At 43.1% G+C, this 15,700-nt stretch carries 10 protein-coding genes and 1 pseudogene; 1 reads left to right on the forward strand and 10 read right to left on the reverse strand.

Translation table 11 applies throughout. From position 1 onward, the window contains the following. Positions 1–11: 11 nt before the first annotated feature. The 4 genes from odhB to CRO17_RS11785 all read right to left on the reverse strand — a co-directional run bounded on the left by odhB (position 12) and on the right by CRO17_RS11785 (position 11,289). On the reverse strand, positions 12–1,274 hold the full coding sequence (gene odhB / locus CRO17_RS11770) for a 2-oxoglutarate dehydrogenase complex dihydrolipoyllysine-residue succinyltransferase (RefSeq protein ID WP_097042467.1): 1,263 nt from the start codon (positions 1,272–1,274) through the stop codon (positions 12–14). Further along, a complete protein-coding gene (locus tag CRO17_RS11775) occupies positions 1,271–4,117 on the reverse strand; it encodes a 2-oxoglutarate dehydrogenase E1 component (protein WP_097042469.1) in 2,847 nt (948 codons plus the stop codon). Before CRO17_RS11775 ends, odhB begins: the two co-directional genes overlap by 4 nt. A gap of 310 nt (positions 4,118–4,427) precedes the next feature. Continuing rightward, entirely contained in the window at positions 4,428–10,244 is a 5,817-nt protein-coding gene (locus tag CRO17_RS11780) for a lamin tail domain-containing protein (protein ID WP_179637008.1), read from the reverse strand. 160 nt (positions 10,245–10,404) lie between these two features. After that, a complete protein-coding gene (locus CRO17_RS11785; RefSeq protein WP_097042473.1) occupies positions 10,405–11,289 on the reverse strand; it encodes a LysR family transcriptional regulator in 885 nt (294 codons plus the stop codon). 105 nt (positions 11,290–11,394) lie between these two features. Between CRO17_RS11785 and CRO17_RS11790 the strand changes: the two genes are divergently transcribed. Next, complete coding sequence (locus tag CRO17_RS11790; RefSeq protein ID WP_097042474.1) at positions 11,395–12,165, forward strand: sulfite exporter TauE/SafE family protein; 771 nt, start codon at positions 11,395–11,397, stop codon at positions 12,163–12,165. A 38-nt stretch (positions 12,166–12,203) separates the two neighbouring features. On the opposite strand, the pseudogene CRO17_RS11795 reads toward CRO17_RS11790, so the two are convergent. From CRO17_RS11795 to CRO17_RS11820, 6 genes and pseudogenes are all read right to left on the reverse strand, one after another. Further along, positions 12,204–13,238: pseudogene (locus CRO17_RS11795) on the reverse strand (protein prkA); the annotation flags it as partial. Between the two features lie 71 nt (positions 13,239–13,309). Beyond that, complete coding sequence (locus CRO17_RS11800) at positions 13,310–13,531, reverse strand: hypothetical protein (RefSeq protein ID WP_097042477.1); 222 nt, start codon at positions 13,529–13,531, stop codon at positions 13,310–13,312. Then, complete coding sequence (locus CRO17_RS11805; RefSeq protein ID WP_097042479.1) at positions 13,518–13,973, reverse strand: ArpU family phage packaging/lysis transcriptional regulator; 456 nt, start codon at positions 13,971–13,973, stop codon at positions 13,518–13,520. The genes CRO17_RS11800 and CRO17_RS11805 overlap by 14 nt, the downstream gene beginning before the upstream one ends. Before the next feature lie 47 nt (positions 13,974–14,020). Further along, the gene (locus CRO17_RS11810; RefSeq protein WP_097042481.1) at positions 14,021–14,497 is read right to left on the reverse strand and encodes a hypothetical protein; all 477 of its coding nucleotides are present in this window, start codon (positions 14,495–14,497) and stop codon (positions 14,021–14,023) included. A gap of 119 nt (positions 14,498–14,616) precedes the next feature. Continuing rightward, complete coding sequence (locus tag CRO17_RS11815; protein WP_097042483.1) at positions 14,617–15,147, reverse strand: hypothetical protein; 531 nt, start codon at positions 15,145–15,147, stop codon at positions 14,617–14,619. Next, positions 15,144–15,659, reverse strand: a complete 516-nt coding sequence (locus CRO17_RS11820; RefSeq protein ID WP_097042484.1) for a hypothetical protein — start codon at positions 15,657–15,659, stop codon at positions 15,144–15,146. Before CRO17_RS11820 ends, CRO17_RS11815 begins: the two co-directional genes overlap by 4 nt. Positions 15,660–15,700: the final 41 nt, after the last annotated feature.

A 15,700-nucleotide genomic window follows, 5' to 3' on the forward strand; every position in this document is an offset into this window, starting at 1 on the left:
ATATATAAGAATCAGCCTTCCAAGAGCAAATCATATGGATCTTCAAGCAACTGCTTGATCCGTACAAGGAACTGCACCGCATCTTTTCCATCAACGATTCGATGATCGTATGACAAGGCCAGATACATCATTGGCCGAATCTGGATAGTATCATCCGGCATGGCGATTGGTCGCTTCTGGATTGTATGCATTCCCAAAATACCGACTTGCGGCGTATTCAAGATTGGTGTGGATACGAGTGAACCAAAAATACCGCCATTTGTGATAGTGAAGGAACCACCATTCAACTCATCCAAGCTCAAGTCCTTATCACGAGCTTTCTTACCTAAGCGGGAGATTTCGCTTTCAATACCAGCAAAGTCAAGGCGGTCCGCATCCCGGACAACCGGAACTACAAGTCCATCATCCGTAGATACCGCAATACCGACATCATAGAATTTCTTCAAAACAATCTCGTTATCCTGAATTTCGGCATTGATGTAAGGGAATTCCTTCAGCGCGCCAACAACTGCTTTCGTAAAGAAGGACATAAATCCAAGCTTCACATCATGCTTCTCTAGGAATTTATCTTTTCGTTCACTGCGAAGCTTCATAACTGCTGTCATGTCGACTTCATTGAATGTAGTCAGCATCGCAGAAGTTTGCTGCGCTTCTACCAACCTCTTCGCAATCGTTTGACGGCGGCGCGTCATTTTCACACGCTCGACAGGCTTCACAAATTCTGTCTTCTCCGACTGCTTCGGTTTATCGGCTTTTGCCTGCTTAGCAGATTTTTCTTTTGGCTTGGACGCTTCCTCAACATCTTCCGGACGAATACGGCCAAATGGATCACGTGCCGTAATGTCATCCAGACTGATGCCAAGCTCACGCGCACGTTTGCGCGCTGCCGGTGAAGCTAATGTGTTCTTGTTAGAAGCTGCCGGTTCAGCGGCTTCTGCTTTCTTCTCTTCAGCTGGAGCTTCCGCTTCTGCTACAGCGGCAGCTTCTGCTTTTGTATCTTCTGCAGCAGCTGAATCGTCTGACTCTTCGCCAACTTCCCCATTTTCATCAACAGTAGCGATAATATCGCCTACTTCCACGTCGTCACCAGCATCCTTCAAAATTTCTTTGAGCACCCCGCTGTATTCTGCATTCACTTCGACATTTACCTTATCTGTTTCCAATTCCAGAACAGGATCCCCTTTTTCCACACGTTCTCCCGGATTGACTAACCATTCGGAGATTGTTCCCTCTGTAATTGATTCTGCCAGCTCTGGTACCTTTAGTTCCTTCATACGCTAACTCCTCCCTTGGACAACTTTAAGGCTTGATTGATAATCTGTTTTTGCTCTGTCTTATGGATGTCAGGCTTACCTACTGCAGGTGATGCACGATCTGGACGCCCAATATATTCTAAAGTTTGATCTTCTGTCAGGATTGCTTCAATTCTGTCGCGAACAAATGTCCACGCACCCATATTACGCGGTTCTTCCTGTACCCATTTCACTTCACGAATAGAAGGGTAATCTGCTAGGATTTGTTTGATTCTTTGAGCTGGGAATGGATAAAGCTGTTCAACACGAGCGATATGAAGTGCTTCAAAAGCACCAGCTTCTTTTTCCATCGCTTCTTCGATATCCACCATCACTTTACCGCTGCCTAATACGAGTGTTTTTGCTGTTTCTGGTGTTGCCTCGTTATTCGGCTGTACACGGACAGAAGCAAAACTTCCTTCTGTAAATTCTTCTAGTTTGCTAGCTAAGCGTGCACTACGCATTAAGCTTTTCGGTGTCATTAGAACAAGCGGTCTTGCTTCTTCTCTTCCGCCAAGTTTTGCCTGCCTGCGCAGCAGATGGAACAGCTGAGAAGAGCTTGTTACATTCGCGATGATTAAGTTATTCTCTGCTGCAAGCTGCAGGAATCTCTCTATCCGGCCGCTTGAATGCTCCGGACCTTGCCCTTCATACCCGTGCGGCAGCAGCATCGCCATATTAGATGCTTCTCCCCATTTAGCACGGCCTGCAGCAATAAACTGGTCAAACAGAACCTGTCCCGTATTAGCAAAGTCACCAAATTGTGCTTCCCAAAGCACGAAAGCATCCGGGTTTTGGACACTGTAGCCATATTCAAAGCCTATTACTCCCGCTTCTGATAATGGACTATTGTGTAACGCAAATGATTTTGCATCCTCCAGTCCATGCAGCGGTGAATAAGTGGCATCCGTTTCCACATCATGCAGTACCATATGGCGGTGAGCAAACGTACCTCGCTCCGAATCCTGACCTGTCAATCTAATTGGCGTACCTTCTTGCAGGATGCTGGCATACGCTAAAATTTCGCCGACAGCCCAGTCAGCTTTACCTTCTTCCTCAAATGCCTGATGGCGCTTAGAAATTATCTTTGTCAGTTTTTTAAACACCTGGAATCCTTCCGGCCGTTTTTGCAGCTGTCTGTTAAGCGAAAACAGTGTATCCGCTGGCACAGAAGTCTGTATCTGCGGCAAGTCACAGCGCAATGCTTCCGGCTCATCCTTTGGCATTTTCTCTTTCATCTCTTCCTCTTTCATGTTCTGGAAGATCTCTTTAAGATGGTCACCTACTTGAGCGCTAAGCGTATCATAGCCTTCCTGGTCAGAGATGACTTTCTCTTTTTCCAAGTTAGCAGAGAAGATTTTCGCTACTGTATCGTGTGCGTCAATATCCTGATAAAGAATTGGCTGCGTAGAACGCGGTTCATCCATTTCGTTATGTCCATAACGGCGGTATCCGACAAGATCTATAAGAAAGTCCTTATGGAAACGCTGACGGTATTGGAACGCTAGCAGCGCTGCTGCTGCACAGGCCAATGGATCATCAGCATTTACATGCACTATCGGAATTTCGAAGCCTTTTGCCAAATCACTTGCATACCGAGTAGAACGCCCATCGCGGCGATTCGTTGTAAAACCGACTTGGTTATTCGCAATTATGTGCACAGTTCCGGCAGTGCTGTATCCTGGTAAATCACCTAAATTCAACGTTTCTGCTACAATTCCTTCTCCGATAAAAGCCGCATCCCCGTGGATGAGTATGCTCAGCGCCTTGGATGGATCTTGATCCGGATAGCCTGGCTTGGATGTATCATCTTGAGCTGCTCTTGTAAAGCCTTCTACGACCGGGTTAACAAATTCCAGATGAGAAGGGTTATTCGCCAGCGTGACGGTTGTATGCTTCTCTTGTCCCTCGTGATGCTCTGTTACCGCACCAAAATGATATTTCACATCGCCAGTCCAGCCGCCATGCAATCCTTTTGAGCCTTCAGATGGAAGAAGCGCTTTCTCTCCCGTATGATTAAACTCAGAGAAGATAAGGTCAAAAGGCTTCCCTAAAACATGCGCCAGAACGGACAATCTTCCTCTATGCGCCATACCAAGCATCACATTATCTGTATCTGCAAGGCATGCTTCTTTAATAATTTCATCAAGCATTGGCACCATTGATTCCACACCTTCAATGGAGAAACGCTTTTGGCCGACAAAAGTACGGGACAAGAATGATTCAAACCCCTCAACATCTGTAAGCCGTTTTAGAATTGCTTTTTTATCCTCGTCGCTCCAATTGGGCACATAGGAAGCAGTCTCTATTTGCTTCTGCAGCCATTTGCGCTCATCATGATTGCCGACATGGTCGTATTCGAAGGAAGTTGTTCCGGCATACCTTTCCTTCAATAGCTGTACGGCATCCAGTGCCGTATGTACATTGCCCGGCGCTTCTTCCCAGACGAAGTTAGCTGGTATATCTCGTAAGTCACTCTCAGTCAAGTCGAAGTCTTCCATTTTCGTAAGTACAGATGTTTCTCCATTATCTCCGCCAACAGGATAAATATCTGCTTCGAGATGACCATAGCGGCGGATTGCTTCTACAAGCTGAATAGCTGCTGTGATTTTCTTAATCGGAGCGTGCGCCGACTGTGCAGATGGAGCGTCTTCCCCTTGACGCTGCATCAAGCGCGGTTCTCCATGCGTATCAAACAGTTCCTTCAATGATGCTTCCACCGATTCCGGATTTTGCCTGTATTTGTCGTATTGCTCTTCCACATAACCCATGTTTGGACCATGGAAGCTTTCCCAGAATCTTTCACTAGATTCCTTTTGTCCCACGACTGTTCCCCCCAATAGAAGTAACTTTTTTAAAAATCGAAAAGGCTTTTGAATTGGAAATTATTTTAAGTGACTTGTTATGAATTAACACTCTCAATATACCGCAATAAAACAAAACTTACAACTAAAACGAGAAAAATTTTGAAACGCTTTCTTCCTTGATATATAGGGATTTATACAATCCCATTACATAAATAACACCATTTTGAAAGCGTTTTTACATTTTTCTTTTTATAAGAAAAAAACATTGCTTTTTTTAATTAAAAAAACGGATAACCGGAAGGGATTTTTCCAGTTATCCGCAAACTATTTATTTGCTTGCCGCCTTCCGTTTATTTATCCAGAATAGTGCAGCACCGAGAACTAAAAGTCCAGCTCCGGCCAAGAGATAATTAAACAGCTGACTTGCTGTTTGCGGCAGAATACTGCCGAATGTTGTCGTTTTACCGCCATCACTTGAAACAGGCTTTATTATCGCTGCATCATCACTTCCTGAAGATGTATGCGGCACTGTGTTAGCAGGCTTTTCTCCATCATTCTGTTGACCTGCCGGTTTCTCGTTATCATCGGCTGTATTCGTGTCTCCATCTTTTGTGTTATCATCGTCTGCTGGCGGATTTTCTCCGCCGCTTATTGGATCGGAATCTGGCTTTTCATTATTTCCATTCGTGTCATCTGCTGGCGGTTCATTCCCATTATCGCCAGGAGCAGGTGCACCACCAGTTGTTGTAAATGTCCAAAGATCCGATTTGGTCTTTCCGCCATGTGCATCTTCGGCAACAGCGTACCAAGCGTACGCATGGTCGTCCGTTAAACCTTCCCATGTCACAGAAGCTGTTTCACCGCTCTTGACATTTTCAGCAGTACCAATTTCCTTCGTTCCAAATACATTCACTTCCACATAGTTAGTAGCTACGCGTTTCTTCTGCGCATCCAGTTCCAGCCCTATTGTAAATTCATCAGTGCCCGGGAACTCCTCTTCATCGTAATAGTTGTAATCGTCCATATAAGGTGAGTATGTCTTTACTTTGATTTGGTCTGTCTCCGCATCAAAGAGCAGCATGCGCATATAACCTTGCCCGCCTTCAGGTCCTGCCTGATAATCAGCCAGCATCTGGTATACTTTCCGATCGGTTACGCCATCGCCATTATCGTCAATTTCATCAACTAGCATATCCGCCGCATGGTAATGACCGCAAAGAACAGCAAAGACATTCTCATTATCAAGCACAAGCTCCTGATACAGCTGCTCACCGATAGGATGACGATTTCCGGAAGATAATAAATACTCGTGGAAATTCAAAATCGCTTTTCGGTCTGGATGCGCCTTCAGCACAGCATCTGCCCAGGCAATACCTTCTTCATCTATACCCCAGCCGAGATAGACCATGATATAGTCATTGCCGTTAGAGGAGATCAAGTCATAATGTCCTCGGTTATTCTTATAGGAACCTCCGTACCAAGGCTTGTCCTCAAAGCGGTCTGCTCCGAAATAACGGTAATAATCTGTGTAATCGTTGCTCTTTTGTTCTACATCATGGTTTCCGGCTAATACACCGTAAGGAATGCCTGCATCGTCAAGCACTTGCATCGCTTTATCTGCAACTTCCCATTGATATTCCTGATTGGAGAAATTGACTAAGTCACCAGTATGAAGAACATAATCAATATTATACTTGTCTTTGTTTTCCGCAATCCAGTTCACTTGTTCGTTATAAATATGCGGGTAACTCTCTGAGTAATATTGAGTATCTGACATCCATACGAATGAATAATCATAATTTTCATCCTCTATGGCTATTTCATCCTGAATTAAGACATTGATTTTGTAGTCTTTCACGAATGTATCCACATTAACTGTGCCTTGCAAATCAAAGTCTTCATCCCCGGCCACTTTATAATCGACAAGCTGCCAATCTTCTTCCTGATGGTTCCATGCGTACATGGAAACTTTCCGCCCTGGCAGCGAGTTACCGCTCCAATTCACTTCCACAACGTTTTTATTGTCTACGTCCTTGGAAACGGGTACCTCGAAACGATGATAAGGGAATTGTTCTGTACTATCATTGATCAAATACTTGTCATCCACATTCGCAACTTTTTCGATATCCGTATCAGAGAAAGCTTGTTCTCCTTCCGGTGCGTAATCAGATGGCGGTTCATAATCTGCAGCATTTTTATATGCTTTTATGTCACTATCCTTACTAACTTTGTACTTATGTCCTTGATAAAAGGTAACATCCATTTCATCATCGGTAGGATCCGTTACTTTCACTTCCAGCTCTGGATTTCTGTCAACATCTCCCGCTTCATCCTCTGGCTTGATTAATTCCGGCGCGATAGGGTGTTCTGCTGGTGTAGCGAATTTGATTGTACGCACTTCTTCGTTCCCAGCTTTATCCACTGCACGCAGTACAAGCTCATGGTCTCCGGCAGTTAATGCGGCCGATGAAGTTTCATATGGAAGCTCAATTTTTTCTCCGTCCAATTCAGCTGACAAACTGCTCAGACCGCTTCCAGTATCTTCAGCACTGCCATCGATTGTAAATGCGCCTTTATATGACTTTCCATCTTCTATAGCTGTCTTTATAACCGGCGCCGTATTGTCTACTGTTACAGACACTTTGTCGGTATCTTGTCCATCATTTGCTTCAATTGTATGCACGCCATCTTCAGCTGCTGTAGTATCCCACTCATAAGCATTAGATTGGAATTTCTCCTCAGAGATGGTAAAAGTAAAATCCTGTACCGGGCGATAATTGCCGTTATCCCCGACATCAATTACTTGAGCTGGGTCTGCAAATGCCGGGTCATAGAGCACAGTTCCATCACCTAATACAAGTCGCACATTTTTTGCATCAAAGTCATCTCTGTTCTCTGGAGATTCAAGCTGGAATGGAGATGCCTTGTTCCCAGCGTGGATACTAATTGTATTTTTACCAGGCTCCAATGTATTTGGATCAATTGGTACTGTAATCGTTGTATACGTATCAATCCAGTCATCAAATACATGCAAGACTTGTCCATCCTGAACAACTGCATTTTGGAAATACGTATTGATACCATTCACATCAAAGGCAAAGTATGCTTGTGTTTCTAGCGCTTTGTCGGTTTGCGGCACTTCTTTCCCGTCAATCAGCAAAGAAATATCGTCCTGCTTCGCTTTGTCGGATGTTGCTTTCAGTTTGTAAGTTCCAGACAGAAGCTGCCCTTCCTCTACATTCAGACGCGGACTGGTTTCTTTCTGTTCCCTTTCAATGGCCACACGTTTTGTTTCCGTTTTTGTTTCATTAAATCCATCTGTCGCCGCTACATAATATTCTACATAATCTTTCCCAATCAATTCAGGTGTGTAAACTGTGTGATGATAGTAGCCTGACTGCTCATTAAAGGCTAAATCAGTTCGTTTGAAATCTGTCTGATTGTCCGTACGATAGTAAACTGTTACACGCTTAACTGTTTTATCGTCAGTAGCTTCTACTGCAATTTCTAAGTTTTCCGTTTGCTTAACCGTCTCTTTATCTGTCAAATCTGTCACTTTTGGCGCTTTCTTGTCTTCGTCGATTTGAACTGGACTTCCAGGAACTTGATCAGCTGTAACGGTTCCAGGAGTACCAATCTTTGTGCCAGCATTTAACTTCAGCATATTTGTAGAGGCATCCATTGGGTACCTATAGTTGATTCCCATATTAGCAGCTGTATCATCCGTACCATCAACGTCATTATAGGTGGCATTTACAATCTGACTGCCTGCTTTGGTAGCCACACCAATACTGCGCTGGCTTCCATTCGCCATTCCGCCGGTCTGGACCTTGAATAAATTCTTACCCAATGTAAGTGACGTGTGGTAGTTGGCATTAAAATCCTCTGCTGTTAAATCGCTATTTGCGCCATTGTCAACCCAGAAAACGACTGTTTCTCCCGGCTGAATCACTGGGGATTCATCCGGAACCCATGTAGTCACTCTTGTATCTGGATACATGTAAGTCAAGTTATAGTTCTGCATATCAATAGGAGCAGTTGTATTATTGTATACTTCGATAAACTCGTAACCATCTGCACCGTTGACATTAGTTGAATCTGGTGTGACTTCTGTAACCAAGAGTCCAGGCAAAGAAGAGAAGTCCGTATCTGCCTCTTTTATATTCACTTTATACGTGTCTGTTTTGCTGCTATTGAAACCATCAGACGTTTCCATGTAATACTCCAGTGTGCCTGCCTCTAAGCCAACAGTAGGAATTTCCGCTTCGTAAAACTCCCCGGCTTGCAGCATGTTAACCTGCTGGTATTCTGTGTCATTCTGTTTTTTAAGGAAAAGCGTGACATGCTGAATAAAGTTTTCCTCTGTTACCTTCGCTTTAATAGATAAAGGATTAGGAACAGCAACTTCTTTTACCGGTTCATGTGAGATTACAGGAGCAGTCTCATCTTTTTCCACTTTAACAGTTTCCGCAGGGACTTGACCGTCAATCAGTTCGCCTGGAGAAGCAAAGGTCTGCAAACCAACCTTCGTCATCTCTGCTGTCCCGGAGGCTTTATATGTGATACCTTGATTCACCTTTGTATCATCGATTCCTTCTGCATCATTGTAGCTAGCCGAGACAAGCTGGGCCCCGCTGTCGGATTGAAAAGCAATTGTTCGTTTCGATCCGTTGGCCATCCCGCTATTAGCAAGCTCAATAACTTGATCCTCACTCAAGCTGGTTTGATAATGATTGTTAAAATCAGCAAGGCTTAATGACTGGTTTGCATCATTCTTAATCCAAAAAACAGCTTTTCCTTTTGACTCCAGCTGTACTGCACGATCAATATCCCAATCCGCAGACGAACCATCCGGATATTGATAAGCAAGTTTATAATCTTGCAAATTCAGCGTTTGATCAGAGTTGTTGTACACTTCGATAAACTCATATGCATCAGATCCACCAACATTATCACTATCCGGTGTAATCTCGGTAATAAGAACTGGCGGCTGTTCTTGCGAATCAGCTTCTGTTTGCTCAATTTCCGTTTTCTGATAGCCTTCTTCCGGGTAGCGCAGTGCAGACTCTGTTCCCTGCACCTCCATGCTGTACTGAAAACTTGGACTCCAAAGCGCGTGTTTCGGAACAACCGCTTCCCAATTTCCATCCCCTTTATTTGTCATATTCACTGTTTGTTCGCTCATGCCTGGTGCGGATATATATGTGAGGATGACTGACGCAGCGCTGCTATTCTCAACAGCTGCCCGAATGATAAGATCCTCGCCGTCTTTAGCTGCCGTGATCGGATCATGAACGAGTGTTGCCTGCACAGCCTTTTCACTCATATCGGCTTGTTCCTGTTCTTCATTCGCGGGCTGTTCTGCCTTTTCTGCAACTGGTTCTGTTTCATCAGGAGCTTTCTGTTCCTGGTCATCGCTAACAGGTTGTTCGTCTTTCGGCTCTTCCTGCTGCTTTTCTTGTACCTCTTCCTTTGTTACCAAGTCGGATTCTTCTTTCGTTTCAGCAGAGGTTTCTTCGTCATCTTGCTTCTGATCAGATGTGTCTGCTTCCTTGTCTTCTGGAGCTTGTACGATCTCAGCAGAGCCAGGTGAAGGTGCTGCGAGAATAGCAGGTGTTTTTTGATTATCTTGGAAGTGGATGCTGTCTGTCTGTGTCACATCTTGAAAATGAAATACAGAGACGGAGGTCTGTTCGGTAGCTGTATCTGTAATAGAAAGCTGTTGTTCTTCATCTGAAAATATGTAGGGTTCCGTTGCATTGGTAAAGGCTGTATCCGCTATGTTATTTCCAAATTGTGCATTAAAATCTGCAGCTGTGGCATCTGGATTCAAAGCAAGCACGGCATAACCGCCTGCTGGAATCTCTTCTTCTGCTTCTTGGCTGAAAAGCTGCTTTTCTTGGCCGTTCTTGTATGTAACGTTTAAGTCTTTCCACGCCTTTGCTTCATCTGTGCCATTATGCACTTCAATGAAGGCTAATTCTTTTGCATCTTGCTTTTGGCTCCCATAAACTTCCGTGATGGAAATTTTGTTTTCGCGGAGCACTTCCTCTGCTTTTGCTACTGGCATGGATGCTGGGACTACTGCTTGCATTAGCAGCAAGCTTGCGCTAAGACCTGCTGCTGCTCGATAAAAACGCTTCATAAAGCTCCCCCTCTCAATTGTCGGGAATTGTCTCCCTTCGTTCATTCTAATGTCTATATATGAAGGTTAAGTGAATGAAATGTAAATTGTCTTTAGAAGACTTCGACAAAATAATCGGAATGCTTCATAGAAACTAAATAAAATGACGAGAATTGCAGCTTCATTCCTGTAAACTCTTTGAATAAGATAAGAGATGGTTAATGAATTGATCACAAGCAGAAGAACGTACACTTCCTTCTCTTACCGCGATGCCGATTTTTCTCTGTGTAGGCTCGCGCAGAGGAATACTGCGTACATGCTGAACTTGAAGATTTTCAAATGCCGGAAGCAGTGCCACGCCCTGTCCGGCAGCAACAAAACCAAGTATGGTCATAATATCTTCACTTTCAAAAGCTACTTTAGGCTTCAAACCATACTTCTCGACAATTTGTTCAAACATCACACGCGCACTGAATCCAGGACTGATAAGCAGGAAGGGTTCTTTCTCTATCTCTTCTAATGTCAGCTGCTGCTTCAAAGCAAGCGGATGTGCGTCCGTCACGTAAACGTACAGCTGGTCGGACCATAACTGCTGCCATGCCAGACCTTCTTCTCCTTGATCCATGTTACAAATACATAAATCTAATTTCCCCTCTTTCAGCTGATTGATCAATTCCTCGGTTGATCCTTGATTTAGCGAAAACTGTACAGATGGATAACTCTCTTTGAAATTTTTCATTACATGCGGAATATGCTGCAGTCCTTGAGACCTCATAAACCCCAGTGTTATTTCACCGTAATGCGGATCTTTCATTTTTTGGATTTGCTTTTCTGCTTGTTCCATCTCTCCCAGGATTTTAACGGCATGTACATAAAAAGCATCTCCATATACACTTCGAACAATGCCCCGTCCTCTTTTTTCAAATAAGGGCACACCTAGCTGGTCCTCCAGTTTCCCAATCGACCGGCTAAGGGCCGGCTGTGAAATCGATAAAGCCTTTGCTGCATGTAAATAATGCTCTCGTTCTGCTACTTCTTTGAAATAAATAAGCTGCTGCCATTCCATTTCTCCACCTATACCTTTTCTGCATAATTTTTATGTTATTTATGCATTATACACTAGCATTTGTTTATGGTTAACTTAACATACAACAAGAAATGAGGGTCGTATATGGCTATTGAAATTATTCTTATTATGATTGCTGCCGGACTTATCGTCGGTTTTGTCGGTGCAGGAGGCTCTGGCTTCATTATCAGTATTCTCACTGTGCTGTTTGGATTTCCAATTCATGTAGCGCTTGGAACAGCGCTCACCTCTATGCTGTTTTCCTCTTTTTCGGGGGCGCTCAGTCATTACCGCGAAGGAAATGTAACCTTGCGTGCTGGTATTGTTATCGGAATCTTTGGCGCAGTTGGGGCCTTTGTCAGTTCTCACTTTTCCGGAATTATCCCGGAGGAAATTTTGAACTACCTTACAGCAGGTATGCTTGTATTATCAGGAGTTATTCTATGTATTCGTCTGCTATTGGTAGGCAAACCAACCGACAAAGGAAATACCGTCAGCAGTTTTATCTATTCAAATAAAATCATTTATTTTATTTCAGCCGCTTTGCTCGGCCTCGTCACTGGCGCCTTATCCGGCTTATTCGGAATCGGTTCCGCTCCTTTTATCCAAATCGGTTTGCTTATGCTGCTCGGCCTGTCTGCACAGCAATCTGCTGGTACAACGATGATGATTATCATTCCAATAGCACTCGCTGGCGGAATAGGTTATGCACAGCTCGGTTTTCTCGATTTAAGATTATTAGTAGAAGTAGTTGCCGGAACAATGATCGGTTCTTATATCGGAGCTAAATTCACGAAACGAGTCCGGCCCGTCTATTTAAAAACGGCGATGGTACTACTGCCGATTTTTGCAGGTTTTCTGCTTTTATCCGCATAACAGCAAAAAGAGCCGCCAGGATACCTGGCGGCTTCTATTTATCTATTCAGCAAGCTTCCTACATAACGAAGCAGGTCGTTTGCTGAAGTAGAATTATAGCCATACTCATCGATCAACGTGGCGACAACGTCATTCATTTTCTTCAACTGTCGCTCATCTGGTGTTTTAGTGGATGTCGTAATTTTCACCACATCTTTTAGGTCAGCGAATAACTTCTTCTGAATGGCCTCCCGCAGCCGTTCGTGCGATTGATAATCAAATTTCTTTCCTTTTCGGGCATATGCCGAAATACGGATTAGAATCTCTTCTCGGAATGCTTTTTTGGCATTTTCAGAGATTCCGATTTGTTCTTCTATAGAACGCATAAGTTTTTCATCAGATGGCATTTCATCGCCGGTTAACGGATCTTGCAGCTTTGTTTTATTGCAGTAAGCCTCCACATTATCCAAATAATTATCCATTAGTGTTTTCGCTGATTCTTCATAAGAATAAACGAAAGCCTTTTGTACTTCCTTCTTGGCAATTTCATCATACTCTTTACGTGCAACAGCGATGAAATTCAAGTACCGCTCCCGGTCTTCTTTCGAAATGGACGCATGGCTGCTAAGGCCGTCTTTTAAGGAACGAAGCACATCAAGCGCATTAATGGAACGCATTTCTTTTTTAATGATCGTGCTGGAGATACGGTTAATCACATACCGCGGATCTATACCGCTCATCCCTTCATCGCTATGTTCCTTTTTCAATTCTTGAATATCTGCTTCACTGAAACCTTCCAGCAGCTTGCCATTATACAGATGCATTTTTTTCAACAAGCTGGTGCCGCCTTGATTCGATTCTTTTAATCTAGTCAAAATGGTAAACATGGCAGCAACCTTCAGTGTATGAGGCGCAATATGAACGTCCTTAATATCACTTTCGGAGATCATCTTCTGATAAATCTTCTCTTCCTCATCTACTTTCAAGTTATATGGAACAGGCATAACGATCATTCGGGAATGTAAAGCTTCGTTCTTTTTATTGGAAATAAAGGATCGATATTCCGATTCATTGGTATGAGCTACGATAAGCTCATAAGATGTATTATCATACACCTAAAATGAAAAGCCTGGTTTTATGGCATTCTTATGTATAAAAAATAAGGTCAACCCACATTCGGGTTGACCTTTTCATTCGCCTTTTGTCTTTTTAAGTTGTTTAAAGTTACTTCTGCAAACACTCTGTGCAATTCATCAATCTCTTCTTGTGTGTCCTCCTTAATGGGAACCTTCAGGACTATGACACCATGTTTGCCTTGAAATTCAATCTCTCGGTATTCCAATGCCATCCCCCTTTTTAGATTTATATTCAAATCAGCTTGTTTCATTCGATTTTGTTACTGCTATATTCAAATCTAGTGCTAACTTGTAAAATGCCTTCCACCTTAATTTCCCGTATGTAACATGGGAGATTGGCGGCTGAAACTCGAAGCTATACACTTTTGCGTCCGTAATATAGTCGGCTTCTCTGCTCAGGTACCTTTTTTCAATCAAGAAGCGCTCCATTTTCGGCATCTTGTTCACAGATCGAATTACTCTCTCGCAATATTTTTTACGCTTGGCCACCTCATCTACATTCTGCGTTGCGATATTTCCTGTTTGGTCGCTTATTGTGTTTGCTCTTCCCCCACCAACGTCATCGTATGATGCTGTCGTGGTTGCTTCTTTTTCTTCGTAAGTCAGATAGTTATAAATTCTGTATCGTTCAAGCGCTGCTTCTACTTCTCTCTGCGTTGCTTTTCTATCTAATTCCGGTAATTCAAATTCCACTGTTCTACCCCCTTAAGAGGAGGCCCCATTGCTGGAGCCTGGCCTATTTAATTCAATGCGTCGTCATCATGAGCGGTGTCGCCATCTTCACCAGTTGGGATATCCTCAAAGGATAGCTGGTTATCCGGTACAGCAACCGATCCATCGTTTTCAACTGTATATTCAACACCCTCGTGTTCTTCAGCAGCATCTAGGAATTCATCGATACTCATTTGTGAAGGTTCAATAAGAATATTTACATTACGACCGGCTAAGGAATAAAGCTTGTTTAGCTTGTCTTCGTTTCCTCCAGAAACATTAAATTTTAAAGGTGTTTTTTTAGCGTCCACTTGCAGAGATTTAAATTCAGCGTTAATACCTCCGGCTTCATTTCCTTCAACCTCAATCACAACGACTGATCCTACCAACTGAAAGAGTTCTTGAAAACTTGGCAACTCATCACCTAACACATGAAATTCAACAACCTCTTTCTTATCGTCCTTCTGGATTTTCTTAAACAAAACATTCAATTCAACTTTAGACATTTTATATTCCTCCTGTGTCCTCAAAGTGTAGCGACCACGCAACACCAAGGGTTAAAATAATACCAATACCCCGGAAACGCTAAACGCTTCTTAGATTGGCTCTGTGTGCTTCTGACAGGCTATGCTAGTTTTAAATTTTCAACTACTGATAGTTGGTGTTCATATGCCACTTTCTTTGTGTGCATTGATCTGGCTATTTGAGCAAGTATATATGCATCTACAACGTTATCGCTTGAATGGACAAAGCCATAATGCTTTCTTACTGCATCCATAACTACTTTTTTCTTTTCATCTTTTCCAAGCCGACGCTTGTTTCCCGGTTCTCCTACCCAACCAGTAACGTCAACAAACTTTTTAACGTGTGCTGGATTCACTTCATAATATCTAATTCCACGTCTCCACAATTCGCATCTTATACCATAATGCAATGCACCAGCGAATACAGCGCGTTGGGTGTTATACGGGATATCCTCAATGCAGATGATATCATCCTTTTCCACTTGATAGATGATATTGTCGACTAATGTAGCCATCCGCTTCGGGTCCTTATCTGAAATACCTGTAATCTCTTTCGACTTTAGCGGCATACCGTCCGGACCGAGTGCGACAAATCCTGTTTTTGATGCTGGATCAATTCCAACATATCTCATTGTTTCACCTTCTCTTGGTTGTGATATTCGGCTAATTGGTGCGTTTTTTTCTTAACTGTCGCCTTCAAATCGAAGATAACGGCCAACATCTGATTAACCAAGTATCGCAAAGACTTATTTGTCATTAGATCAAGTTTCTTTTCTCTTTCCTCTACAGGCATGGCAGCCAGTCTGTTGTAATGAATTTTACTATTGAACCTAGAAGGCTGACCTTTCAAAAAACTTACCACTTTGTCCGGATGTTGCATGCTAAGTGTTGTGGAATTTCTCTCTGAATCTACAAAGAGCCGAATAGTTTCATAGTCTTTAATTTCTTTTCCTTCAAAGAAGAGACGGGACCGACCAGGAACTAAGCCGTTAATCAAGATAACACCTTCATACTTCTCAGCAATTTCTGATTCTGCTGCAGGTTTATGTTTAGTTGCTTCTTCTAACTTTACAACCATTTCTGCTAAATCTGACTTTGTATACTGAGTACTTTCCAACTGTGCGATGCGATCTAATCTATTCACTCCGTTTCCCCTCCTAAATTCTATGAATAAAGAACACTCGT

The organism is Terribacillus aidingensis (assembly GCF_900215625.1).
GTDB lineage: Bacteria > Bacillota > Bacilli > Bacillales > Amphibacillaceae > Terribacillus > Terribacillus aidingensis.